The sequence below is a fragment of the Streptomyces sp. NPDC051776 genome (genome assembly GCF_040681345.1).
Taxonomy (GTDB): Bacteria; Actinomycetota; Actinomycetes; order Streptomycetales; family Streptomycetaceae; genus Streptomyces.
The window spans coordinates 77,032-100,720 of the sequence record NZ_JBFAYQ010000019.1; the positions used below are offsets into that span (position 1 = coordinate 77,032).

Consider the following 23,689-nt stretch of genomic DNA (forward strand, 5'->3'; position numbering starts at 1 on the left):
GGCCCCGCGGCCTTCGCCAAAGACGAAGGCCGGGCTGCCCGTTGGCATTCCGGCCTCGTAGGGGTGTGGGCGATACTGGGATCGAACCAGTGACCTCTTCGGTGTGAACGAAGCGCTCTCCCGCTGAGCTAATCGCCCCCTGTGACCGGGGGCTTCCCCGGCGGCACGGCCAGAACCATACCGTGCCCAGGAGAGTTCCATCAAACGACATCCGGGGCCCGCGACGCGGTCCGCGCAGGCCTGACCCGCGGAGATCGCAGGACCCGACGGCACGGGACCCGGAACCGGGCACGGGCCCGTGGCGGCCGGCTCGGCAACGCGACCGGGCGTACGGGCGCAGAGGCCTGCGGGCGTCGCGTACTCACCGGATCTGAGTATCCGTACCCATGCCCGGGCGTGTGGCGGCCACCACACTCCGGGGACATGAACAACGTGCCCCCGGCCCTCCCGCCCGCAGCCGAGCTGCAACAGCTCGAGCACACGCTGGCCCGGGTGGAGTCGCACCGCGCCTGGCTGCTCACGCGCAGGGCCCAACTGCTGGACCAGCTACGGCAGTCCGGCCCGGCTGCCGCTCCCCAGGCCCGTTGGGCCCCGCCGCACGGACCGTCCGCACCGGCGCACGGACCGTCCGCACCGGCGCACGGACCATCGGCCCCCGCGCCGAGTCCGTGGTCCCCGGCGCCGAGTCCGTGGGCCGCGCAGCCGTCGCGGCGGGATGCCCGGCCGCCGACCGTTCAGAACGTGCTCCTCGCCCTCGGCGGGGTGCTCCTCGCCGTCGCCGTGACCGCCTTCACCGTCGTGAGCTGGGGGGCCATGGGCATCGGCGGCCGGGCCGCCGTACTCGCCGTCCTCACACTGACCGCCATGGGCACGCCCGCGCTTCTGCTCCTCCGCCGTGCGCTCGCCGCGACCGCGGAAGCGGTGGCGTGCCTCGGGCTGGTCCTGCTGCTGCTCGACGCATACGCAGTGCACCAGGTGGCCCTGGCGGCTGCGGACCCGGCCGGCTATTCGGCGCTCGCAACCGCCGTGGTGGCCGCGATCTGGGCCGCGTACGGGCTGTGGCTTCGCCTGCCGCCCGCCGCGGGGGACGCCGACGACTCCGGTACACGGGTGGACACCGGCGCGAGAAGGCTGCGGCTGCCCCTGCCCATCGCCGTACTCCTGGCCCAGCTTCCGCTGCCGCTCTCGGCTCTGGCCGCCGGAGCCGGACCCCTGGGCTACGGCTCGGCGCTCCTCGTCACGGCGGCGGCCGACCTGGCACTCGCCCTCGGCTTCCGCGAGCGGTCCGTACGCCTGGCCGCGACCGTGTGCGCATCCGTCACGGGCATCTCGGGCGCACTGCTCGCGGCGGGGGTGTCGGCGACGTCTCCCGGCCTGTCCGAGACGGCGCGCGCCGCGGCGCTGCTGCTCCTGGCGGCCGCGCTCGGCCTGACCGGCTCATGGCGCCACTCGCGCGAGGAGCACACGGGCGACGGCGCACCGACCTGTTCGCCGGAGCCACCCGCACAGGCGGGACCGGCGGCCGGCGCCGCGGGACCGGATGACGGCGAAGGAGCCGAAGCCGAAGCCGGAATCGTCACCGGCCCCGCCGCGGGAGCCGTACCCCGCCCCGCGCCATGGCCCGCGAGCCGCGCCGCCGCTCTCGCCTGGCCTGCGGGCGCGGGCGGCCTGGCCGTGGTCGGCGCGGTCGGCGGTCTGCTCAGGACGGCCCTGCCGGGGTCCTGGGCGGTCCTCGGCTACCTGCTGAGCGGCACAGTCGTCCTGGTCGCCGCCCGGGCCGCGGCCGCACGTACGGCGATGGCGACCGGTCTGTCGGCGGCAGGCGGACTCGTCCACGCGGGCGCGGTGTTCTGGACCCTGCCGTCCGTGGCGACGGCCGTCCTGGCGCCGGTGACGTGGACCGGTGCCGTCTGGTCCGGTGCACCCTCCGGCGCCCGGGACGCACTCGCGCCTGGCAGCGTGAGCGTGGACATCGACTGGCCGGGCACCGGCGCCGTACCCGCCGTCCTCGGGGTCCTCGCCGTGACGGCAATGGCGCTCCACCGCAGGGTCACGGTGCGACACCGTGGGGTGCCCAACCGTGGGACGGCGAGCGGGCGGCGGCATGCCGCATTCGCGGCCGCGGCGGTCATCGCCTGGTGCGCCCTCGGCGCGGTCCTGCCGGTCGCCCTCGATCTCGCGCACCCGGTCGCCGTGGCACTGCTCGTGGCGCAGGTGGCGGTGCTGCTCGTGGCCTCCGTGACGCTGGCCTCCGCACACCCCGGGCCCGCCGCCGCGGAGGAGCACCCGCCGACGTCCTCCCCGGGCGAACCGGGTGCCCAGGACTCCGCTCCCGCCGGCCCGGACGCCGGCACGTGGACGGAGGCGCCCTCGCTCGCCGCGCTGCTCAGCGCCGCCGTCATGACGCTGACAGCCGCCCTCTGGAGCCTGGCGGAGCAGCCGGTGACCCTGGGCGCCCTCAGCGGTCTGTTCGTCGTCCACGCGGCGGCCTCGGCCGCCGCAGGAACGGCCGCCTGGGCGCACGTACGGCAGAGGGTCACGGCGGGCGTCGCGACCGCCTGTGCCGTTGCGCTCACGGTCGCGGTCTGCGCCGCCGCGGATCTCCCGCCCCACAGGACCGCTTTCACCGTCGTGGCGGTCGCCGCGGCCGGGGCGACCGTCGCGGCTCGGCTGCGTGCCCTGCCCGCCGGTCTCGCCGTCGAATGCACGGGCTACGCCGCGCTGCTCCTCGCGATCGGCCTGGCCGCGGGCGATCCGCCGATCTTCGCCGCCGTCCTCGCACTCGCCGGCGTGGTCATGTCGTCCACGGCCCTGCGCCGGGACCGCCGGGCCGCACGCCACGCCGCCGCTGCGCTGTTCGTCATGGCGGCGTGGTCCAGGCTCGCGGCATGGGACGTGTCCGCCCCCGAGGCGTACACCCTGCCGGTGACCGCCGCCGCCCTGTTCATCGGCTTCCGCCAGCGCCGTCAGGACCCGCCCGTGTCGTCCTGGACGGCGTACGGGCCGGGCCTGGGCACGACGCTCCTGCCGAGCCTCATGGCGGTCTGGCACGACACGCATTGGGTCAGGCCGCTGCTGCTCGGTCTCGCCGCCCTGGCCGTGACGATGGTCGGCGCCCGCCGAGGACTCCAGGCGCCGCTGCTGCTCGGCGGCACCGTCCTGACACTGGTCGCCCTGCACGAGCTGGCCCCGTACATCGTGCAGGTCGTCGACGCCCTCCCCCGCTGGCTCCCACCGGCCGTCGCAGGGCTGCTTCTGCTGGCCACCGGGGCGACCTACGAGCACCGGCTGCGCGACGCGCGGAAAATCCGCGATGCGCTCGGCCGAATGCGGTAATTCCGGGGCCGAGCTTCTCCGGGCCGAGCCTCGCCCGAAGGAATCCGAAAAGCATCGAGGGCCGGAGGCTCAAAACCTCCGGCCCTCGGCCGGTGTGGGCGATACTGGGATCGAACCAGTGACCTCTTCGGTGTGAACGAAGCGCTCTCCCGCTGAGCTAATCGCCCCGGCGCAGGGCACAGATTACCGCATGTCAGCGGGTGCCCTGACTCAACTCGGCGTCAGCGGCCGATCTGCCACGGCATCAACAGGCCGTAACGGGAGATGTACACCCCGACGCCAGCGAAAATGATCGCCAGGCCGATCGAGGTCAGAATGATGTTGCGCCGGCGCACCCGCGGGTCGAGCGCCCTGCGAGCCGCTTCGGTCACTTTCCGTTTCGTCCAGCGCAGCACGAGCTGCGCCCAGACGAACTCGCTCGCCCAGATCGCCATGCCGGCGAAGATCACCAACCAGCCGGGCCCGGGCAGCGGCAGCAGGATCACACCGCCCACCACGATGGCGAGCCCGACCAGGAAAACCCCCACCTGCCAGCTCAGATGCAGCGGCTTCGAGGCCTTGATGAACTGCGGAGCCTTCGATCCGAGCCGCCCTCCGACAGCCGTCGCACCGGTATCCGTCATGGCATTCCCCGTCATACCGTCCCCCGTCGGGCCGGTGGCCGCCACTTTGGCGAGCTCCTGCCGCTCGTCACTCTCCGCATTCATACGACCCAAAGTACCCGACGACGAAGCGTCACCGGAATGGGCGCCGAGGATGATCGAGAACTCCACCATTCGGGGTACCTGAACAACCTCAAAACGGGCAGAGGGGTTTACAACGACACCGTAGGTGGCATGTCGATTTCGCCGACGTGCGAATCCCCGAGCGCACACTGAGCGAAAGGCCTTGGCGCTTATGAACACCACGGTCAGCTGCGAGCTGCACCTGCGCCTCGTTGTGTCGAGCGAATCCTCCCTGCCCGTCCCAGCGGGTCTGCGGTATGACACGGCCGATCCTTACGCCGTGCACGCCACCTTTCACACCGGAGCCGAGGAGACCGTCGAGTGGGTGTTCGCCCGCGACCTCCTCGCCGAGGGACTGCACCGGCCGACCGGCACCGGCGATGTCCGGGTCTGGCCGTCCCGCAGCCATGGTCAGGGCGTGGTCTGCATCGCCCTGAGCTCCCCCGAGGGTGAGGCGCTGCTCGAGGCCCCGGCGCGGGCGCTGGAATCGTTCCTCAAGCGGACGGACGCCGCCGTTCCGCCCGGCACCGAGCACCGCCACTTCGACCTCGATACCGAGCTCTCCCACATCCTGGCCGAAAGCTGAGCCGGGGGACATCCGAGAGGCACCCAGGGACCAACCGCCCCAACCGCTCACAGCCCGTAGCCGTCCGACTCGGGGAGACGGCGCGAGCCCGGAACATCGCATACAGCAGCCAACGGCGCCTTCGCCGCGGATCGCACCCGCGACGAAGGCGCCGCTGCGTTGCGGGCGCTAGAGTCGGCCACCATCCGGCGATGCGCGGGCGCGCGGCGCCGGCGGCAGCCGACCACCGGCCAGGGAGCAAACCGTGCTGATCAACCACGACACCCGGTGCGCCCTCGAATCGGTTGTCGATCTGGTGAACACCACCCCCGACGGCGAAGAGCCCGACGCGCTTCCCGACGTCGCGGCGCTGCGCGGCTTCGTCGAGCGGCACAGCATCAGCGACGTAGGACGGCTCGACGATCACGATCTGGATGCCGTACGAGCCGTGCGCGGCCTTTTCGCCGAGGTCTTCGCGGCCGAGGAGACCCGGACTGCGGCGGAGCTGCTCAACAAGATGGTCGCCGGGGCCGGCACCACGCCCCGGCTGACGGACCACGACGGCTACGACTGGCATGTGCACTACTTCGCCCCCGGCGCATCCCTCGCCGACCACCTGGCGGCGGACGGGGGCATGGCGCTGGCCTTCCTCGTGGTCGCGGGCGAACAGGAGCGGCTGCGGCGCTGTGAGGCCCCCGACTGCCGGCGGGCCTTTGTGGACCTCTCCAGGAACCGTTCGCGGCGCTACTGCGACAGCAGGACGTGCGGCAACCGTCTGCATGTGGCCGCGTACCGGGCGCGACGCCGGGAAGCCGCGCACTGACCGGTCACGGAGCGGCCCGACGGCGGCCCACTACGGCGGGCACGGTCGCCGCGGCGGGCACGGTCGATTTGGCGGGCACGGTCGCCGCGGCGGACACGGTCGGTGTCACCACGCATACAGGTCGTAGAGCGCGGTGAACAACAGCAGCGCTCCGATCACAGCCAGAAAGAGCATCAACGGGGGCTGGGAGAGCGCGAAGAGGCAGCCGCGCGGCTCGGCGCCGGATTCCCCTGTGCCGTGGGACAGATGGGCTGTGCCAGGGGACAGGGAGGGGTCGGCGCCCGGGGTGGCGAGGTCGTCGTTCATCTCCCGCCGATGATGGCGCAGCGGCGCCGCTGCCCACGCTCAACACGCGCAATTTTCAGGGGACTTCGTCGTGACGTGACGGTTCTTGTCAGATCCCGTGCTTCTTCAGGATCGCCTCGATGTCCTCGAAGTCGTCCAGGGCGTCGGACCGGCCCTGCTTCGATTTCGGCGCCTCCTGCTTCGCTTTGGGCGCCGTCTGCGGCGCCGCCCGGCCCGGGCCGACCGCGGGAGCCGAGGCCCCCGGTTCCACGCCCTGCCGCCCGGCCCCCTCGACGGCACCTCGGCGACCCTTGCGCCCTCCGGCGGCTCTGGCGATCACGAAGAGCACCACGGAGGCAGCGAGGACGGCGAAACCCGTCCACACCGAGGGCTTGAACACCAGGTCGGCGGCCCAGTCGCCCACGGCACGCCCCACCTTCCCGCCCAGCTCGGCCAGGCCCGCCATCGCAAGACCGACCGGGATCAGCGCGAAGGCGGCGATCCGCGTCGCGCGCACATAGCGACGCCGGTACGCCGTGAGGATCGCGATCGCCAGGCCAGCGGCGGACAGCGCCACGCATACGGTCGTGGTCAGCATGGCGCACTCCCATCCCGGTCGTGGGTGTTCCGTCCTCCGCCCTCCATCCTGCACCGTCGCGACGACAGCGGCCATGCCTCCCGGCCCCCTTCAGGGACATCTCCGGGGCGTGATCCTCCCCAGGTCCCGGTCCGGACCCGTCACCGCGTACTGCGAGACTGTCGCCATGAGCAACGCCACCCCGAACGCCCCCGCCGTCCTCGACATCTGGTGCGAGCTGCAGTGCCCGGACTGCCACGCAGCCCTCGACGACCTGCACGCACTGCGCGAGCGCTACGGCGACGCGCTCGAACTGCGCCTGCGGCACTTCCCGCTGGAGAAGCACAAGCACGCGTACGCGGCGGCCCAAGCCGCCGAGGAGGCCGCGGCGCAGGGACAGGGATGGGCGTACATCGAGGCAGTGCTGGCGCGTACGCAGGACCTGGCGGCGCGCGGTGAGCCCCTGCTCGTGGAGGTGGCGGGCGAACTCGGCCTGGACACCGAGGAGATGGACACCTCCCTGATCGACGGACGCCACATGCTGATCGTGGACGCCGACCAGGCCGAGGGGAAGGCAATCGGGGTGACCGGCACCCCCACGTACGTCATCGACGGACAGCGGCTCGACGGAGGCAAGAGCCAAGAGGGGCTGCGCACCCGGATCGAGGAGATCGCGGACCGGCTCCTGGGCCGCTGAGCCACGGCCGGCGCGGGTACCGGCCCCGGACGGCGGCCGGGCTCAGATCAAGGGCTTCCAGAAGTGGCGGCGGGTCGTCGCATAGCCCAGCGACTCGTACAGCCCGAGCGCCGGGGTGTTGCCCGCGAACACGTTCAGGCCCAGCCGATCGGCCCCGGCCGTCCGGCACTCCTGCTCGGCGGCCAGCATCAGGGCCCGCCCGTGGCCGTTTCCCCGGTGCCGTTCGGCGACCTCCACCTCGAAGACGAACGCGTCGATGTCAGCGGGCAGCCGGTCCGCGAGCGACACCCAGAGGGTTCCGACGTCCTCCCCCGCGTGGGAGAGCACGCGCAGCACAGCCGCGCGGGTCCCGATCCCGTCCGGCAGCATCGCCGCGTCGTCGGCCTCGGCCATGGCCCACGCCTCCCCCTCCGCCACGCCCCTCTCCGTCCAGCTCCGCGCATACGTGCGCTTGGCGCGGGCGCTCCAGACCGCGAACTCCCCTTCGCTCATGGGGCGTACGGCGCTGCCCTCGGGGAGCGGGAGCGGCTGGTCGGGCACGCGCTTGACCATGCTGCGGTTGCGCTCGGTGTATCCGAGGGCGGTCGCCAGACGCAGCGCCACCTCCGCGGACTCCGGGACCGTGGCCTCGACACGCGAGCAGCCCCAGCCGCGCAGAACCTCCTCCGCGGCGAGCGCGGCGACGGTGCCGCGACCGCGCCGCCGGTCGGGCTCGTCGATCCGCAGGTCCACGATCCGGCCCACGGATGGACCGAACCGTCCGTCCGTGGAGAGCCCGGTCGTGCCGACGCGACGGCCGTTGACACACACCTCGTAGTCGCGGGACCGCGTCCCGTTCGCGCCGTGCCGGTCCGGCCCCGTGGGCCGCAGGGTGGTGGTCATCAGAGGTGTTCTACCTCGCGCCGCACTCCGGCGTCACCCGTTTTCACAGCGCAGGGGCCCGCGGGGAGGTTGCCGCATCCCCGGCCCTCAGCGCGGATCGAAGTCTGTGGCCGAGCGCTCGTAGAAGATCCGCATCGCCTTGGCGGTGACCGGGCCCGGGGCGCCGGGCAGCTCCCGGTCGTCGACGCGGTGCACGGCCTGGACATCGCGGAGGCTGGAGGTCACGAACACCTCGTCCGCCCGCCGCAGTACGTCGTACGGCAGGTCGGTCTCCTTCGCCCCGGCCCAATCCACGACCAGGGCGCGGGTGATGCCCGCGAGGCAGCCGGAGGAGAGCGTCGGGGTGAGCAGCTCGCCGTCGACGACCACGAACACGTTGGCCCCGGTCCCCTCGCAGAGCAGACCGGCGGTGTTGGCCAGGAGTGCTTCGGAGGCCCCGTGCTCCCGCGCCCGGGCGAGCGCGACGACGTTCTCCCCGTACGACGTGGTCTTCAGGCCGGCCAGCGCGCCGTTCTCGTTACGGGTCCATGGCACGGTCACGACGGCCGTGCGGTCGGGCCGCGGGGTCGTCTCGTCCAGGGCGACCACCAGCGTGGCCGGGGACGTGCCACGATCCGATCCCAGGGGCGAGAGCCCGCCGGTGTACGTGATGCGCAGCCGGGCGAGCGGCACCGGTTCGGCCGCGAGCACCTCCTCGCAGCCCCGCCGCACCTCGTCGAGGTCCGGCTCCGGCAGTCCGAGGCCGCGGGCGGAGCGCGCCAGACGCCGGAGATGCCGGGTCAGCGCGAAGGCCCGCCCTTCGACCGCCTTGATCGTTTCGAAGACGCCGTCGCCGACGGTCAGCCCGTGATCGAGCACTGACACACGCGCCGCCTCGACGTCCCGCATGTTCCCGTCGAGCCAGATCTTCATCGTCGTGTCCTCCCGGACTCCTCGTACGTTCCCGACGCTACCGCGAGCAGCCGGGAGGCCTTCAGTTCGGTCTCCTCCCACTCGCGGTCCGGATCCGAGCCCCAGGTGATCCCGGCACCGGTGCCGAACCGCAGTACGGGTCCCCCGGACTGGGTACGTTCGATCCAGAACGTCCGGATTCCGACGGCAAGCTCGCCCGTACCGCGATCCGCGTCGACCCAGCCGATGCCGCCGCAGTACGGGCCGCGGGGCACGGGCTCGAGCGCGTCGATGATGCGGAGGGCGCTGGACTTGGGAGCGCCGGTGACCGAGCCGGGAGGAAACGTTCCGGCAAGAAGCTCGGGCCAGCCCGCTCCCTTCGCCAGCTCGCCGCGCACCGTGGAGACGAGGTGCACCAGGCCCGGGTGGCGCTCGACGGAGCAGAGCGCGGGGACCGTCACCGAGCCGGTGGCGCAGACACGGCCCAGGTCGTTGCGCACCAGGTCCACGATCATCACGTTCTCCGCGCGGTCCTTCTCCAGCAGGTCCGCCGCGGTGCGCCCGGTGCCCTTGATCGGGCCCGACTCCACCACCCGTCCCGCTCGCCGCAGGAACAGCTCGGGCGAGGCGGTGGCCACCTCCACTCCATGCGCGGGGAGCCGGACCGTACCGGCGTACGGGGCCGGGTTCCCACGCGCGAGCAGCGCGGTGAGCGCATCGACATCCGCCGCGCCGGGATCGGGCAGCGGCGCGGACAGCACCCGGCAGAGGTTCACCTGATAGACCTCGCCCGCTGCTATGTACTCGCGTATCCGCCGCACGCCCGCCGTGTACGCGGCGCGGTCGAGGGAGAACGACCAGTCGCCGGGCAAAGGAGCCGTCCAGGCCCCCGGTACGGGCTCGGGCACCGGCTCGTGCCGTACGTCCCCGAAGCGCGCGCAGACCAGGCGGCCCTCGAAGTCCGCGACCACCGCCCAGAAGCCCGCCGAGTCCAGCGCTTCGGGGTCGCCTGTGACATCGCGCAGGTCAGCGGCAACGAGGTTCCCGAAGCGGGCGAGAGGGGCGAGGTCGTGCACGGCAGCGAGTCTATGGTGGGCGGCCCGTGGCCCGGGCGGGGGCACCGGCCGCTGGGGCGGAGGCGGGGGCGCACGCCCGAGGGCGCAGAGCGTGGACGTCAGATCTGCCCGCCATGGTCGTCAGCAGTGCCGGCCACGGACGTTCGCGGATGTCGGCCATGGACGTTCGGAGTGTCGGCCATGGACGTTCGGGGCTGCCGAGCGGGGCGCCAGGGATACCGAACAGGGACGACCGGCGGCGATGGGCCGCGGGCACGGCGGAGCCGAGCGCAGCACGCTGGGCAAACGGAATTTGAGCTGGCCCAGGAATCCGCTAAAGTTCAACACGTCGCCGGGATGCGGATGCACCCCGGGGGCTCGGAGCACCTCCCGGACGAACTCCGGGGGAGGCACCTGCGGACGTGGCTCAGTTGGTAGAGCATCACCTTGCCAAGGTGAGGGTCGCGAGTTCGAATCTCGTCGTCCGCTCGACGTGGGGGATCCACCCGAACCCCCGCACTGGTGGAGTGGCCGAGAGGCGAGGCAACGGCCTGCAAAGCCGTCTACACGGGTTCAAATCCCGTCTCCACCTCCACGGACGATTAGCTCAGCGGGAGAGCGCTTCCCTGACACGGAAGAGGTCACTGGTTCAATCCCAGTATCGTCCACTGGTCCGCAGGACCTTCCCTCGGCAGGGGGCAGGGCACGCAAGGACCTCGCCCCGACGGCAGGCGGGGATCCCGGCGCGATTAGCTCAGCGGGAGAGCGCTTCCCTGACACGGAAGAGGTCACTGGTTCAATCCCAGTATCGCGCACGCACCAACCGCCGTACTACGGTCCGTAGATGCGGCAGCGCGGAGCAAGCGCAGCGCGTCGCAACAGCAGTACATAGCAACCGCAGTACGCGCGAGCAGCAGTACCGAGGACGATTAGCTCAGCGGGAGAGCGCTTCCCTGACACGGAAGAGGTCACTGGTTCAATCCCAGTATCGTCCACACGATGGGCCGGGGCCGGAGCGTTGAAGCTCCGGCCCCGGCTTTTGCGCAGGCGCTGCGTACGCCCGGTGCGCGTCTTCTCAGGAGGAGAAGAGCATCCGGCCGAAGCCCCGGTGCCCATGGCCGTGGTGGCCGTGACCGTGATGGCCGTGATGGGGCGCGCCCCACGCGGGGGCCGCGGGGTAGGCTTGAGGGGCAGGCGGCGCCGGCGGAGCCTGCTGCGCCCACTGCGATTCGAGCCGGGTCAGCGACTCCAGCTCCCCGTAGTCGAGGAAGATCCCCCGGCACCCGCTGCACTGCTCGATCTGGACACCGTTGCGGTTGTACGTATGCATCGGCGCATGACACTTGGGACATTGCATTGCTCGGCTCAGCTCCTCGCCGTAGGACGTCGAACTGCCGGGAATTCTGCCCGGCAGCAGATACTTCTCGCTACGTCATGACGCATTGCGACATGCCTCCGGATCCCAGATCCGCGATTCGGGCGCAGGCCTCGACCAACGCCATCTCGTCCTCGTCCGGAACTCGACCCTCCGCTGCGGCCCTGACGAGAGCGAGCGCCGCCGTCTGGACCGTCAACGCGCGTGCCGGGACGTCCAGTTGCGGCCAGGGGTCGCCCTCGGATCGTACGGCCGGTCCTCCGGCGGAGCGGTAGGCGTCCAGGAATCGCTGCCAGACGTCTGGCGCGAGAAGCCCCGCGGCGAACCAGGCAGCGGGGCGGGCCAGGTCCCACGCGGGGTCGCCGAGTCCGAGGTCGTCGACATCGATCAGCAGCCACGGGCCGTCGGGATCGGGGTGCCGGACGAGCTGCCCGAGATGCCAGTCGCCGTGGCACAGGGCGCCACGGTCGACGGCGGCGGGGTCGACCGCCGCTCCGTGAGCGGCGACGGCTACCTCTGCGGGGTCGACCCCGGAATCGACTGCGTCGCGATCAACAGCAGCGAGGTCGATACGTGCGTTGCCGACGCATCCGGCGTGGGGGGCGGCGGCAGCGCCGGCGGGCGCCTCGTCGCGTGCCCAGGGCGGCAGGCCGTGCCAGGCGCCCTCGACGGCGTCCCGGGCGGCGGGGCTCACCGAGGCCACCCGCAGCCGGGCCATGGCCCGCGCGGCCTTGGCCGGACCGCACATCGGCGGCACGGACCCGGGCAGGGCGAGTTCGGCGAGCGGGGTGGAATGCAGCCGTGCGAGGAGAACCGCTGCCTCCTCCCACGGGGCCGCGGCCGGGTCGTCGGGGGCGACGGGCCGGCCCGACGGCCAGAGACTGGCCGCGCGCCCGTCGTGGAGGCGGCCGAGCAATCCGCCGTCGCGTGAGACGGGCAACGGCGGCAGCAGCACGCCATGGAGCCGCGGGTGAGCGGCGACGTGGAGCCGTGCGGTCAGCGCGGTGGGGTCGATGCCGGGGGCGTGCGCCTTGGAGACGATGTCCCCGATCCGTACGACGGTGCCATCGGGCCGGTCGGCGAGGACGACCGGCTCCGGGGTGGGGAGCGGGTGCGGAATCGTGGCGGCGGACGCGGGTGCGTTCGCGACCCCTGGGCCCGGCTGTACGGCGGGGCGGGCCATGGTCACGTGCCCGAGGCCGGCGAATTGCCGCAACTCCTCGGCGGTCGGTGTCCGCACGGTGGCCCCCTCTCCCCCGACCGGGGCGAGCGCGTGTGCCGCCCCTGGGCGGATCCTACGACCGATGTGGGTGCGGTGTTGTGGTCGGTGCGGGGGCGCTCCGAGCGGGGCGCTCCGAGCGGGGCGCTCCGAGCGGGGAGTGGGTCGGGGGCGGGGCGGGACGGTCCCCCCGGGGCTGCATGATTTACGGGCCGGCACGGGTATCGGCTTTGTCTGCTGCCCCGTGTTCGGTCGGCCCACACATCACGCTCTACGCCCGTTGCCGGGACCGTCCCGCCCTACCCCCTCATGCCGTCCCGCGACCGACCCCCACACCCGCGGCCTCAGCAACAGGCCGGCGCGCACCCGGCCAGGCAGGCCCCGTGCTTGAAACGTCCGGCAAACGCCATGACCCAGTGGACATACACCATCCGCACGGGCACGCCTCAACTGACCCTTACCGGAAGGCATTTCACACTGAAAGGGACGGCGGGCCATACGGAGGAGGGGGCGGGGTGGGGTGGTCCTGTCCAGGCGCCAAAGCGTGATGTGTGGGCCGACCGAACACGGGCCGCAGTCAAAGCCGATACTCGTGCCGGCCCGAAAATCATGCCGCCGGGAGAGGACCCACCCCGCCCCGCCCCCGCACCCACCGGCAACAGGCCCACGATCGCCACGCAGAGATCACCCCGCACCGCGACGACAATCCCCAGCGCGGAACGCCCCCACCCGGCGAGGGCGGTGCGCAAAAAGCGCGATGCCCGGACAGCTCCCCAGCTGTCCGGGCATTCGTGCCGTCCGCCGCACCCCCGTCCCCACGGGGTTGATGGCCGGGTTGTCCCCGGCCCGGGCCGCTCTCCCGGGCTCGGGGCGCCGCTCAGCGCCCCAGCATCCCGACCACGGACGACGCTTGTGTGACGACGGCTTCCCAGCCGCCGAAGACCACCGAGAGCACGGCTGCCAGCGGCAGCACCATCGCGGCGGCGACCAGTGGGTGGCGCGTGCCGGAGGGGCGGATGCCGAACGAGGCCACTGCCTTGCGCCCCTGCGACACGAAAGTCGCTCGTCCTGCCGTGTCCGCCATGGCCCGCTCCCTTCCCCTCGCCCTACGTGCCGATCAGGAGCGGCGGGCGTCCGGCCTCGGGGGACGAGTGATCGCCCGCCGCTTGACTTCAAGATTACGGACGCCGGAACCTCCGGTCGTCATGCCTCCGTATCGATTGGCCGTTCTCCCGGAGGATGACGCGGGGCGGAACCGGATACTCCCCTGGGTGGAGATCCGCTTCCAAACCTGCGGGTCATCCCCCACGGGACAGTCCCCGAGCGGCCGTCCTGGGCAGGGCCCACCGGGCGCCGGCACCGGGCGCGGCCGGTCCGCCATGAAGCACACTGCGCACCACGGAAACCCGGGCACCCGCGAGGCCTCGCAGCAGCGTGACTTCGCTCACTTCCACCAGGCCCCTGTCCGCCTCCGACGCCACCTGGGGCCGGCCCGCTGAACCACCGTCTCGTACGTCCTTGTCGTGTCCCCGGCGTCAATCACTGTCTCCGGTCCGTCACCCTTCATTCGATCAATCCCCCTTATGCGATGGACCGTTGAGATCTCGCAGTCGGATTCGGCCTTTCGATGAGCAGCCCTCTCACCCCGTACTCCCAGGTTCCCACCGGACACTGACAATCCGTCGGCCGACGCATGCGGCGCCTATGAGCACACCGGGTCGGCAATCCGTAAGCTGTGGCACGTCAGGCGGACCGGCTATCAGGGATGGACATGGCGATGATGCGGCTCCGGCGCGAGGACCCGCGTGTCGTCGGCTCGTTCAGGCTTCACAGGCGGCTGGGTGCCGGCGGTATGGGTGTGGTCTACCTGGGCTCGGACCGGCGCGGTCAGCGCGTGGCCCTCAAGGTGATCCGGCCCGATCTGGCGGAGGATCAGGAGTTCCGGTCGCGGTTCGCCCGCGAGGTGTCGGCGGCGCGGCGGATCCGCGGCGGGTGCACGGCCCGGTTGGTGGCGGCGGACCTGGAGGCGGACCGGCCGTGGTTCGCCACCCAGTACGTGCCCGGCCCCTCACTGCACGACAAGGTGACCGAGGAGGGCCCCCTCTCGGCGGCGCGTACGGCGTCGATCGGCGCGGCCCTGTCCGAGGGCCTGGTCGCCGTGCACGACGCGGGTGTTGTGCACCGCGACCTCAAGCCGTCGAACATCCTCCTCTCCCCCAAGGGCCCCCGGATCATCGACTTCGGGATCGCTTGGGCGACCGGAGCGAGCACGCTGACCCACGTCGGTACGGCCGTGGGCTCCCCCGGCTTCCTCGCCCCCGAGCAGGTACGCGGCGCGGCCGTGACACCGGCCACCGATGTCTTCGCGCTGGGCGCCACCCTCGCGTACTGCGCGACGTCGGACTCCCCCTTCGGGCACGGCAGTTCGGAGGTCATGCTCTACCGCGTGGTGCACGAGGAAGCGCAGCTCCACGGTGTACCGGACTCCCTCGCCCCGCTCATCCAGGCCTGTCTTGCCAAGGACCCGGCGGACCGCCCCACCACCCTGCAGCTTTCGATGCGGCTCAAGGAGATCGCGGCGCGCGAGGCGCACGGCCTGCCGGAAAACCGTCCCCCGGCGTCGCGCGAGGAGTCGCCGCACGCGGCAGGAGGCGGGCCCGCCGAGGATTACGCGCGGCAGCGCACGGTCCGGCGCCAGCCCACGCCCACGCCTTCGTCCCGCGCCCAGTCGCCCCGGGCCTCCACGCCCCGTACGGCGCCCAGCCCGGGTCCGCGCACTCCGGTTGCCCGCGGCGGGGCGCGGGGCAACACTCGCCCCAACACCCGTACGCACACACGCCCGGGTCAGCCGCCCGCCCGGCGCCCCCGTGTCAACCGGCGGCTGCTGCGCCAGCGGCTGATCGTGTTCGTCACGGTCACGCTGCTCGTGGCGCTGGGCATCGCGGCGGCTCAGGGCTGCCAGGGGCCGGCGCGGGGCCCGGGCCTGGCCCCGGACCGCGAGGCGCCGTACGGGTCGCAGGCGCAACTGCCCGCCCCGCCGCCGGATTCGGGCCTGGCGGCCCCGGCCGACCACGCGGGCCGGGGGGTTGAGGTTCAGGCGTCCGGGCGGCCGCTTGCCAGGGCGTAGAAGGCGACCGCCGCCGCGGCGCCCACGTTGAGCGAGTCCACGCCGTGCGACATCGGGATGCGGACCCATTCGTCCGCCGCCACCAGCGCCTGTGTGGAGAGGCCCTCCCCCTCCGCGCCCAGCATCAGGGCGACCCGTTCGAGCCGGTGCGATGCGGCCGTGTCGATGGAGGTGGCCTTCTCGTCGGGCGTCAGGGCCAGCAGCCTGAACCCGGCTTCACGCACCGACTCCAGCCCGCGCGGACAGGTCTCCAGCCGTGCGTACGGGACCGAGAAAACGGCTCCCATGGAGACCTTGACCGATCGCCGGTAGAGCGGGTCGGCGCAGTCCGGGGAGAGCAGTACGGCGTCCATGCCGAGCGCCGCGGCGCTGCGGAAGATGGCGCCGATGTTGGTGTGGTCGTTGACCGCCTCCATGATGACCACGCGGCGCGCGGAGGCGAGGAGTTCCGCCGCGGTGGGCAGCGGCTTGCGCTGCATGGAGGCGAGGGCGCCGCGGTGCACGTGATAGCCGGTCACGCGTTCCGCGAGATCGGGGCTCACCGCGTAGACGGGGGCGGGCACCTCGTCGATGACATCGCGCATCACGTCGACCCACTTGGACGACAGCAGCATCGACCGCATCTCGTACCCGGCGTGCCTGGCGCGCCGGATCACCTTCTCACCCTCGGCGATGAACAGCCCTTCCGCGGGCTCCCGTTTGCGGCGCAGCTCGACGTCGGTCAGGCCCGTGTAGTCGCCGAGGCGGGGGTCGTCGGGGTCGTCGACCGTGATGAGTTCTGCCACAGGGTGATACTGCCTTGTCCTGGTCGTGCTGCCAACGGCGCCCTACGCGCTGAGGTTACCGGCGGTTATGGGAACCGACGGCGACGACCTCGCCGATTACCACGACCGCGGGCGGTCGTACGCCCTCCGCCTGCACCCTCTGCGCCACGGTGGCGAGCGTCGCGTCGACCCGGCGCTGGGCCGCCGTCGTGCCCTCCTGAATCACCGCGACCGGTGTGTCCGCGCCACGGCCGTACGCGATGAGCGCCTCGGCGATGGCGCCGATCCGCTCCACCCCCATCAGCAGCACCAGCGTGCCACGCAGCCGGGCGAGCGCCTCCCAGTCGACGAGGGATCGCTCGTCGTCCGGCGCCACATGGCCGCTGACGACCGTGAACTCATGCGCGACGCCCCGGTGCGTGACGGGGATGCCCACCGCCGCGGGAACGCTGATCGAGCTGGAGATCCCGGGCACGACCGTGCAGGGAACCCCCGCCTCGGCGAGCGCCTCGGCCTCCTCCATGCCCCGGCCGAAGACGAACGGATCCCCGCCCTTGAGCCGGACGACCGCCTTGCCCGCCTTGGCATGCTCGATCAGGGCGTTGTTGATGGCCTCCTGCGCCATGAAGCGGCCGTACGGGATCTTCGCGGCATCGATCACCTCGACGTGCGGCGGGAGTTCGTCCAGCAGATCACGCGGGCCGAGGCGGTCGGCGATCACGACGTCCGCCTCCGCGAGAAGCCTGCGCCCGCGGACCGTGATCAGGTCCGGGTCGCCCGGACCACCGCCGACCAGGGCCACACCGGGAGTGCGGGAGCGGTGGTGGGGAGCGGTGAGCGTACCGTCGCGCAGGCCCTCGACGACCGCGTCCCGCACGGCCGCAGAACGCTTCGGGTCCTGGCCCGTGAGGACCGCGACGGTGACGCCCTCGCTGCGGCCGGTGGCCGGGGTCCAGGCGGTCGCGGCCTCGGCGTCGTCGCTGCGCACGCACCAGACGCGGCGGGCCTCGGCCTCGGCGGAGGCCGCGGCGTTCGCCTCGTCGTCGTCCGTGGTGATCAGCGCGTACCAGGCCTCGGCGAGGTCGCCGTCGCGGTAGCGGCGCCGCTCCCACCGCAGTTCGCCTGCGTCGGCCATGGCCTCGACCGAGGGGGTCGCGGACGGGGAGATCACCGAAACGTCCGCGCCCGCGGCGAGCAGCCCCGGGAGCCGCCGCTGCGCGACCTGTCCGGCGCCGAGCACGACGACCCGTCGTCCTGCGAGCCGCAGTCCGACGGGGTAGGCGGGGTACGGCGTCGGGGCGCCGGCGGCGTTCTCGGTCATGGCGAGTGCGAGTCCTCCGTGCGGAGAGGCTGGAACATGGCCGCTGCGGCACTGGAGCGGCAGGCCGACAGCGTCGGCCCTCGCCGCCCACCCTACGGTGAGGCCGCCTCGGACGTCCGGGCGGCCTCGGCGGACGTGCCGGAACGTGCCAGGACGTGCCTGCCGTCCCGTCGCTGATCGGAGCCACCGCGGATCCGTATGGTGTGCGGGCGGTCGTCGGTGCGGGTGGGACGCTCTGCGCGGGGGTGGTCGGGGGGTGGGGGGTGGGACAGTCCCACCTCGCCCCCGGCACCCACCGACAACAGCCCAACGGCCACCTACACGCAGGGGACGCCCCGCGCCGGGAAAGAGCACCCCCAGCGCGGAGCGGCCCGCCCGGCGAGGGCTACGCCTTTTCCGTGACGCCCGCCGAGTCGAACGTCGCCACCTCGTGCATCGCCCGCGCCGCGCTCTGGACCAGCGGGAGCGCCAACAGCGCGCCCGTACCCTCGCCGAGGCGAAGGTCCAAATCGACCAGCGGGCGCAGCCCCAGTTTCGTCAGCGCCGCCACATGCCCCGGTTCCGCACTGCGGTGACCCGCGATGCACGCGGCCAGGACCTCCGGGGCGATCGCTCGCGCGACCAGGGCCGCCGCACCCGCGCTCACGCCGTCGAGGATGACCGGCGTACGGAGTGACGCGGCGCCCAGCAACAGGCCGACGATCGCCGCATGCTCCAGACCGCCCACCGCGGCCAGGACCCCGATGGGATCGGCCGGGTCGGGCTGGTGCAGCTCCAGCGCACGCCGTACGACGTCGACCTTGCGTGCGTGCGTCTCGTCGTTGATGCCGGTGCCGCGGCCGGTGACCTCGGACGGGTCCAGGTCGGTGTAAACGGAGATGAGGGCCGCCGAGACCGTCGTGTTGGCGATGCCCATCTCGCCGCTGAGCAGCGCCTTGTTGCCGGCGGCGACCAAGTCCCTGGCCGTCTCGATGCCGACCTCGATCGCCCGCAGCACCTCTTCCTGGGTGAGCGCGGGCCCGGCCGTGAAGTCGCCCGTGCCCGGCCGGACCTTGCGCGGCAACAGCCCGGGCGTGCTGGGCAGTTCGCCCGCCACACCCACGTCGACGATGCAGACCTCGGCACCGACCTGGTTGGCGAAGGCATTGCAGACCGCCCCGCCACCGAGGAAGTTGGCGACCATCTGCGCGGTCACCTCCTGCGGCCACGGGGTCACGCCCTGGGCGTGGACACCGTGGTCGCCCGCGAAGATCGCCACCGCAGCGGGCTCCGGGATGGGCGGCGGGCACTGCCGGGACAGCCCGCTGAGCTGCGCGGAAATGATCTCCAGCATGCCCAGCGCACCCGCGGGCTTCGTCATCCGCTTCTGGCGTTCCCATGCCTCGCCCAGCGCCTTGGCGTCCAATGGGCGGATGCCCTGGAGGGTTTCGGCGAGCAGGTCGTGCGGTTCCGCGCCGGGGAGGGCGCGGCGGCCGTACGTCTCCTCGTGGACGACCCAGGACAGCGGACGGCGCTTGGACCAGCCCGCCTGCATCAGCTCGGGCTCGTCGGGGAACTCGTCGACGTATCCCACGCACAAGTACGCGACCACTTCGAGGTGGTCGGGGAGGCCGAGGGCGCGCACCATCTCACGCTCGTCGAAGAAGCTGACCCAGCCGACGCCGAGACCCTCGGCGCGCGCCGCGAGCCAGAGGTTCTCCACGGCGAGCGCGGAGGAATACGGCGCCATCTGGGGCTGGGTGTGACGGCCGAGGGTGTGGCGGCCGCCCCGGGTGGGGTCGGCGGTGACGACGATGTTGACCGGGGTGTCGAGGATCGCCTCGATCTTGAGCTGCTTGAACTGCTTGGCGCGGCCCTTCGGGAGTGACTGGGCGTACGCCTCCCGCTGGCGCATGGCCAGTTCGTGCATCGTCCGCCGGGTCTCGGCCGAGCGGATGACGACGAAGTCCCACGGCTGGGAGTGGCCGACGCTGGGTGCGGTGTGGGCGGCTTCGAGGACCCGCAGCAGTACGTCGTGCGGGATCGGGTCGGAGCGGAAACCGTTGCGGATGTCGCGGCGTTCGCGGATGACGCGGAGCACGGCTTCGCGCTCGGCGTCCCCGTAGCCCTCGGCGGGGGCGCGGCCGTCCGCGGCTCCCGCGTCGTACGCATCGGGTACGTCAACGGCGCGGTCGCCGGACGCCTCGGCATCGGCGGGTGTCTCGGCGACGACGGGTGTCTCGGCGTCGATGGACGCCGGGGGGTCGACGGGCACCTCGGCGTCGGCAGCGGTGGCTGCATCGTGGTCGGCGGCCTGGGCGCCTTCCTGGTCGGCAGCCGCGGCGGCGGCCACAGGCTCGGCGGCCGGTTCCGCAGCGGGCTGCTGCGGCCGGGACTTGGGCGCAACCAGTTCGTCGGCCAGGACCGGGCGATGCCCTGCGCCGGGCTCTTCCTGGTCGGCGGATCCCGGGGTGCCGGTACCCGGGGCCGTCGTCGTGGCGACGGGTTCGGTCGCGGGCACAGGCTCGGCCACCGGCGCGGCATCCTGTCCCTGCTGGGGATCGGCGGCGGGCCGCGGCTCGGGCTGCGTCTCACGCTCCGCCGGGGGCTCGGGCCACGACGGTGCGGCGGCCTCCGGCGCCGACCCGGACTCCGGCTCTCCGGCCGGGCTCTCGGACTGCACCTCGGAGGTGTCCGACGCCTGCTCCCCTACCGGTTCCTGGGGCTGCGCCGGAGTCCCACCGGTCGCCTCAGGGGCAACATCGCTTCTCGCGGCCGGCGCTTCCTCGGTTTCCGCGGGCCGCGCCGCCTCGGGGCCGGGTGCTCCCGAAGCGGCCGACTGATGGGGTTCGGTGACGTGCAACGGCGGTTCCGTGGTGGTGGGTTGTACGTCGCCCGGCTGGGCGGCAGCCGCGTGCTGCTGGACACCCTGCGTCGTCACCTCGGTCACAGTCCAGGCCGCCTCGGTCACAGTCCAGGCCGCATTGGTCACAGCGGCCCCGTCGGCGCTCCCCGCCGCCACGGATCCGTCGGCCGCGCCAGCCGTCCGGCCGTGCATACCTCCGCCGTTCACGCCCTCGTCCGCGGCGGGCGGTTCCCCGTCCACGTCACCGCCCGGCAGCTGCCCGTGCCCCGACTCCGGGTGGGCGGACGGGTCTTGGGCCGATGCGGTCTGCGGAACCGGCCCGCCGCTCTGAGGCAGCGGAGGCTCGTGGAGGGACGCGGCTCCCGATCCGGCCGGGACGTGTCCGGCTTGCCCCGGGTCGCCCTGAGCAGGCTGCGGCTCGGGGGCCTGGTACGGCACGTCCGCCGCGCCGTCGGCGCCTGAACCACCGCCGGTTGCGAGGTGGTTGGCCGTTGCGCTGGCCGCGGGATCCACGACGGCGCGACCGGCGGCGTCGTGAGCCTGGGGCGCCGCCGCGGAGGCAGGCGCATGGTCGGCGGGCCCTGCGGCACCGTCCGGCGCCGGCTGCATGTCCCAGTGCGCGCTCTGCGGCGGGATCTCGCCGAGTTGCGGCCCCGGGAGCGACGCGGCGTACTGATCGGCGTACGCCGCCATGGACAGGGCGACCGCGGACTCCCCGGGCGGTACGTCGAGGTACTCGGGACCCGGTACCGGACCGGATGCCGGAACAGAGGGGACGGCGCCCTGCGCGGGCGCGCCCGCGGGGCCGCGATCGGCGAGCGAGCGGACGACCCCGCCCGAGGTGTCCGGCGCCTGCGGCCCGCGGTGCAGGGGACGCCGGCCGGGCGTCGGTGTCCCCGCAGGAGGCGTTGCGGAGACGGGCGCCGGATGGGAGGGGGCAGCCATCGGCCGGGAGACGGACTGGGATACCGAGGACTGCTGCGGCATGCGCACGGCACCGTAGTCGACGGACCCGGTGTCACGGCCGCCGGTCTCGTGTGTCCCGGCGGGCGTCCCGGTATGCGTCGGCGCGTGGCCGAGTATCCCTGGCTCGTAGGCTCCCGAGTCCGCGGACTGCTGGGCCTGCGGTGGCACATACGCGTGCGGGTGCCCGGCGGAGGCGTACGGCGACGGCTGCGCCTGCGGGTGGCCGGACGCCTGCTGCGGATACCCGGCGGACGGCCCCGCTGCCGAAGGGACGTTCGCCTGGGCCTGCGGACGCTGATACGCCTGGGCTTGAGACGGCACGGCACCCGCGGGCAGGTCGCCCCAGGCGCCCTGAGCGCCGGGCATCAGCAGCGCGTCCTCCTCCTCACCCCCGCCCGCACCGCTCTCGGCCGGGTCGTGGAAGGCGTACGCACCCTGGGCCGGGGCGCCGCCCGGCCGTTCCGGCAGGCCGGAGCCTGCGGGGGTGGCGGGAGCCGCGTACGGCGGCATCTCCTGCTGTCCGCCTGCGTTCTCCGGCAGTCCCTCGCCCGGGACCTGACCGGTGTCAGTCATGCGTACCCCTCGCCATAGGTAGTGCTCCTTCCAACCGCTCGTCCGGCCGCCCGGACGCGACGCAGCGACCGCCCCGTGAGAACAACGAGCGTGTACGCCCCGCGGCACGTCGAGCGTCCCCCGACCGTCGTACCACTCGCACCCAAAACGGGGGTACGTCCCGGACATTGGCGAACGAAACAGCGAACGCCGCGCGGCGGTACAACGGTCGGCCAGCCTACCGCCCACGCATTGGCGGCAGTTCACCGGCCGACTTCCGCCCACGCCCCGCCCAGGGCGGGGTACGAGGGGCGGAACCGGGCGGGGGTCAGCGCCGCGAAAGGCGGTGGCCGCACAGGAGAAACGCCACTGCGCGCTCGCGTTCCGTCCACGAGGAGGTGACCGACGTGTCCAACTCCACAGACTGGATCAGGGCGCATTCCACGCCGTATCCGGCGTCGGTGAGGGCGGTTCCCATGGCCTCCGCGGCGTCGCGTGTGGGGGCGTGGGCGACGATCCGTTCGGGGCGGCGCGCGGCACAGGCGGCGACCACCGGGGCGCCGCCGCCACCCACCCGTACGACGTCGGGTTCGGGCAGGTCTTCGAGGACCTCCGGTGCGGTGCCGTGTACGAGTTGGAGCTGGACGCCGTAGCGGCGGGCGACGGCGGCGGTGCGGCCGCAGGCGTCCGGGTCGTGGTCGACGGCGATGACGGCCGCGCCGAATCGTGCGGCCTCGGCCGCGGCCGCGCCCGTACCCGACCCGATGTCCCAGAGGAGGTCGCCCACGCGGGGCCCGAGGCGGGCGAGTTGGGCGGCGCGGAGGTGGGGCGACTCCCCCTCGCCCGGCGCGTCCTGGGCGCCGGGCCCGAATCCGTAGTCCGCGGGCGGGAGCGCCCATCCGCGGACGGTGGGTGGCTGGCCGGGGTCGCGTCCCGCGATCCAGCTTCCGCCCTGGACGGCGACGCCCGGTGCGGCGGTGGTCTGGAAGCCGCCGATGGAGATGACGACGTTGGGGTCGCGCCAGGTGTGGTCGGCGACCTTGTCGGAGGTCAGGACGGTCACCTGCTCGCGGTCCGTGCCCAGTTCCTCGCAGATGACGAAGGTGCGGTGCACCTCGCCGAGCAGCAGGGCGAGTTCGGCGGGGCCCGCTCCGGGCGAGGTGAGGACGGCGACCTTGGGGTGGGCCCGGCAGACGTTGACGGCGCGGCGCAGATCGCGGCTGTGCGCGACGACGATCTGCGCGTCGTCCCACGGCATGCCGGCGCGCGCGAAGGCGGCGGCGACGGAGGACACCGCGGGCACCACCTCGACCTCGAGGCCGTGCTCGGGCGCGCGCAGGGTGCGGACGACGCCGAAGAAGCCGGGGTCCCCGTCGGCGAGGACGACCGCGGTGCCGCGGTGGGAGGCGATACGGCGGGCGGCGAGGTCGACGCTGCCGAGCCTGATGCGCTCGGCGGAATGCGGCACTTCGGGCAGCGCCAGATGGTGCGCGGCGCCGGCCACGAGCGTGGCCGCGCCCAGCGCGGAGGCGGCCGCGGCGGTCAGTGCCGAGCCGTCGTAGCCGATCACCGTGACCCGGTCGGCCATCGTCGTCAGTCTCCTGGGCAAGTCGCAGGTCGCCGGCCCGCGAGGTGGGCGGGCCGGTTGGCACGTGTGGGGGTACGCGGGTTCGCCCCGGACGAG

General features: G+C 73.1%; 18 protein-coding genes and 7 tRNA genes. 10 read left to right on the forward strand and 15 right to left on the reverse strand.

Features of this window, described 5'->3' with window-relative positions:
- Positions 1 to 66: 66 nt before the first annotated feature.
- A tRNA-Val gene (locus AB0M26_RS17020) sits at positions 67 to 138 on the reverse strand.
- Positions 139 to 423: 285 nt separating this feature from the next.
- Between AB0M26_RS17020 and AB0M26_RS17025 the strand changes: the two genes are divergently transcribed.
- Positions 424 to 3,336: a hypothetical protein gene (locus AB0M26_RS17025; protein WP_365261228.1), complete on the forward strand. Its 2,913-nt coding sequence runs from the start codon at positions 424 to 426 to the stop codon at positions 3,334 to 3,336.
- A gap of 95 nt (positions 3,337 to 3,431) precedes the next feature.
- Here the strand turns inward: AB0M26_RS17025 and AB0M26_RS17030 are convergent.
- Together AB0M26_RS17030 and AB0M26_RS17035 are read right to left on the reverse strand one after the other, a co-directional pair.
- A tRNA-Val gene (locus AB0M26_RS17030) sits at positions 3,432 to 3,503 on the reverse strand.
- Between the two features lie 54 nt (positions 3,504 to 3,557).
- The gene (locus tag AB0M26_RS17035; protein WP_365261339.1) at positions 3,558 to 4,043 is read right to left on the reverse strand and encodes a TIGR02611 family protein; all 486 of its coding nucleotides are present in this window, start codon (positions 4,041 to 4,043) and stop codon (positions 3,558 to 3,560) included.
- A gap of 190 nt (positions 4,044 to 4,233) precedes the next feature.
- Between AB0M26_RS17035 and AB0M26_RS17040 the strand changes: the two genes are divergently transcribed.
- Both AB0M26_RS17040 and AB0M26_RS17045 read left to right on the forward strand, forming a co-directional pair.
- A complete protein-coding gene (locus AB0M26_RS17040) occupies positions 4,234 to 4,647 on the forward strand; it encodes an SsgA family sporulation/cell division regulator (RefSeq protein ID WP_003959770.1) in 414 nt (137 codons plus the stop codon).
- A 244-nt stretch (positions 4,648 to 4,891) separates the two neighbouring features.
- A complete protein-coding gene (locus tag AB0M26_RS17045; RefSeq protein WP_365261231.1) occupies positions 4,892 to 5,449 on the forward strand; it encodes a CGNR zinc finger domain-containing protein in 558 nt (185 codons plus the stop codon).
- A 105-nt stretch (positions 5,450 to 5,554) separates the two neighbouring features.
- Here AB0M26_RS17045 and AB0M26_RS17050 read toward each other — a convergent pair whose 3' ends face one another.
- Positions 5,555 to 5,755: a hypothetical protein gene (locus AB0M26_RS17050; protein WP_365261234.1), complete on the reverse strand. Its 201-nt coding sequence runs from the start codon at positions 5,753 to 5,755 to the stop codon at positions 5,555 to 5,557.
- A gap of 88 nt (positions 5,756 to 5,843) precedes the next feature.
- Positions 5,844 to 6,332: a hypothetical protein gene (locus tag AB0M26_RS17055; protein WP_365261237.1), complete on the reverse strand. Its 489-nt coding sequence runs from the start codon at positions 6,330 to 6,332 to the stop codon at positions 5,844 to 5,846.
- 166 nt (positions 6,333 to 6,498) lie between these two features.
- Between AB0M26_RS17055 and AB0M26_RS17060 the strand changes: the two genes are divergently transcribed.
- A complete protein-coding gene (locus AB0M26_RS17060; protein ID WP_365261240.1) occupies positions 6,499 to 7,008 on the forward strand; it encodes a DsbA family protein in 510 nt (169 codons plus the stop codon).
- 42 nt (positions 7,009 to 7,050) lie between these two features.
- Here AB0M26_RS17060 and AB0M26_RS17065 read toward each other — a convergent pair whose 3' ends face one another.
- From AB0M26_RS17065 to AB0M26_RS17075, 3 genes are all read right to left on the reverse strand, one after another.
- Positions 7,051 to 7,890 (reverse strand): GNAT family N-acetyltransferase, encoded by an 840-nt coding sequence (locus AB0M26_RS17065; RefSeq protein ID WP_365261243.1) that lies wholly within the window; start codon positions 7,888 to 7,890, stop codon positions 7,051 to 7,053.
- 87 nt (positions 7,891 to 7,977) lie between these two features.
- Positions 7,978 to 8,802, reverse strand: a complete 825-nt coding sequence (locus AB0M26_RS17070; protein ID WP_365261246.1) for an aminodeoxychorismate lyase — start codon at positions 8,800 to 8,802, stop codon at positions 7,978 to 7,980.
- Positions 8,799 to 9,857 (reverse strand): chorismate-binding protein, encoded by a 1,059-nt coding sequence (locus AB0M26_RS17075; RefSeq protein ID WP_365261249.1) that lies wholly within the window; start codon positions 9,855 to 9,857, stop codon positions 8,799 to 8,801. Before AB0M26_RS17075 ends, AB0M26_RS17070 begins: the two co-directional genes overlap by 4 nt.
- 395 nt (positions 9,858 to 10,252) lie before the next feature.
- On the opposite strand from AB0M26_RS17075, the gene AB0M26_RS17080 reads away from it, so the two are divergent.
- The 5 genes from AB0M26_RS17080 (at position 10,253) to AB0M26_RS17100 (ending at position 10,831) form a co-directional block, all read left to right on the forward strand.
- Positions 10,253 to 10,325, forward strand: a tRNA-Gly gene (locus AB0M26_RS17080).
- Between the two features lie 32 nt (positions 10,326 to 10,357).
- A tRNA-Cys gene (locus tag AB0M26_RS17085) sits at positions 10,358 to 10,431 on the forward strand.
- Position 10,432: 1 nt separating this feature from the next.
- Positions 10,433 to 10,504 (forward strand) — tRNA-Val (locus AB0M26_RS17090).
- A 75-nt stretch (positions 10,505 to 10,579) separates the two neighbouring features.
- Positions 10,580 to 10,651: transfer RNA gene (locus AB0M26_RS17095), tRNA-Val, on the forward strand.
- 108 nt (positions 10,652 to 10,759) lie between these two features.
- Positions 10,760 to 10,831: transfer RNA gene (locus tag AB0M26_RS17100), tRNA-Val, on the forward strand.
- Between the two features lie 80 nt (positions 10,832 to 10,911).
- On the opposite strand, the gene AB0M26_RS17105 is transcribed toward AB0M26_RS17100, so the two are convergent.
- The 3 genes from AB0M26_RS17105 to AB0M26_RS17115 form a co-directional block, all read right to left on the reverse strand.
- Positions 10,912 to 11,193 carry a zf-TFIIB domain-containing protein gene (locus AB0M26_RS17105; protein WP_365261252.1) on the reverse strand — a complete coding sequence of 94 codons (282 nt, stop codon included), beginning with the start codon at positions 11,191 to 11,193 and terminating at the stop codon, positions 10,912 to 10,914.
- Between the two features lie 70 nt (positions 11,194 to 11,263).
- Positions 11,264 to 12,451, reverse strand: a complete 1,188-nt coding sequence (locus tag AB0M26_RS17110) for an aminoglycoside phosphotransferase family protein (protein ID WP_365261255.1) — start codon at positions 12,449 to 12,451, stop codon at positions 11,264 to 11,266.
- Between the two features lie 856 nt (positions 12,452 to 13,307).
- On the reverse strand, positions 13,308 to 13,514 hold the full coding sequence (locus AB0M26_RS17115; RefSeq protein WP_365261258.1) for a hypothetical protein: 207 nt from the start codon (positions 13,512 to 13,514) through the stop codon (positions 13,308 to 13,310).
- Between the two features lie 687 nt (positions 13,515 to 14,201).
- Between AB0M26_RS17115 and AB0M26_RS17120 the strand changes: the two genes are divergently transcribed.
- On the forward strand, positions 14,202 to 15,557 hold the full coding sequence (locus tag AB0M26_RS17120) for a protein kinase (RefSeq protein ID WP_365261261.1): 1,356 nt from the start codon (positions 14,202 to 14,204) through the stop codon (positions 15,555 to 15,557).
- Here the strand turns inward: AB0M26_RS17120 and AB0M26_RS17125 are convergent.
- The 4 genes from AB0M26_RS17125 to cbiE all read right to left on the reverse strand — a co-directional run bounded on the left by AB0M26_RS17125 (position 15,524) and on the right by cbiE (position 23,593).
- On the reverse strand, positions 15,524 to 16,342 hold the full coding sequence (locus AB0M26_RS17125; RefSeq protein ID WP_365261264.1) for an RNA methyltransferase: 819 nt from the start codon (positions 16,340 to 16,342) through the stop codon (positions 15,524 to 15,526). The two genes, AB0M26_RS17120 and AB0M26_RS17125, sit on opposite strands and share 34 nt — an antisense overlap.
- A 55-nt stretch (positions 16,343 to 16,397) precedes the next feature.
- Positions 16,398 to 17,642, reverse strand: coding sequence for a uroporphyrinogen-III C-methyltransferase (cobA, locus tag AB0M26_RS17130; RefSeq protein ID WP_365261267.1), 1,245 nt, complete (start codon positions 17,640 to 17,642; stop codon positions 16,398 to 16,400).
- Positions 17,643 to 18,027: 385 nt separating this feature from the next.
- On the reverse strand, positions 18,028 to 22,026 hold the full coding sequence (cobT, locus tag AB0M26_RS17135; RefSeq protein WP_365261270.1) for a nicotinate-nucleotide--dimethylbenzimidazole phosphoribosyltransferase: 3,999 nt from the start codon (positions 22,024 to 22,026) through the stop codon (positions 18,028 to 18,030).
- Positions 22,027 to 22,333: 307 nt separating this feature from the next.
- The gene (cbiE, locus tag AB0M26_RS17140) at positions 22,334 to 23,593 is read right to left on the reverse strand and encodes a precorrin-6y C5,15-methyltransferase (decarboxylating) subunit CbiE (protein WP_365261272.1); all 1,260 of its coding nucleotides are present in this window, start codon (positions 23,591 to 23,593) and stop codon (positions 22,334 to 22,336) included.
- Between the last annotated feature and the right edge of the window lie 96 nt (positions 23,594 to 23,689).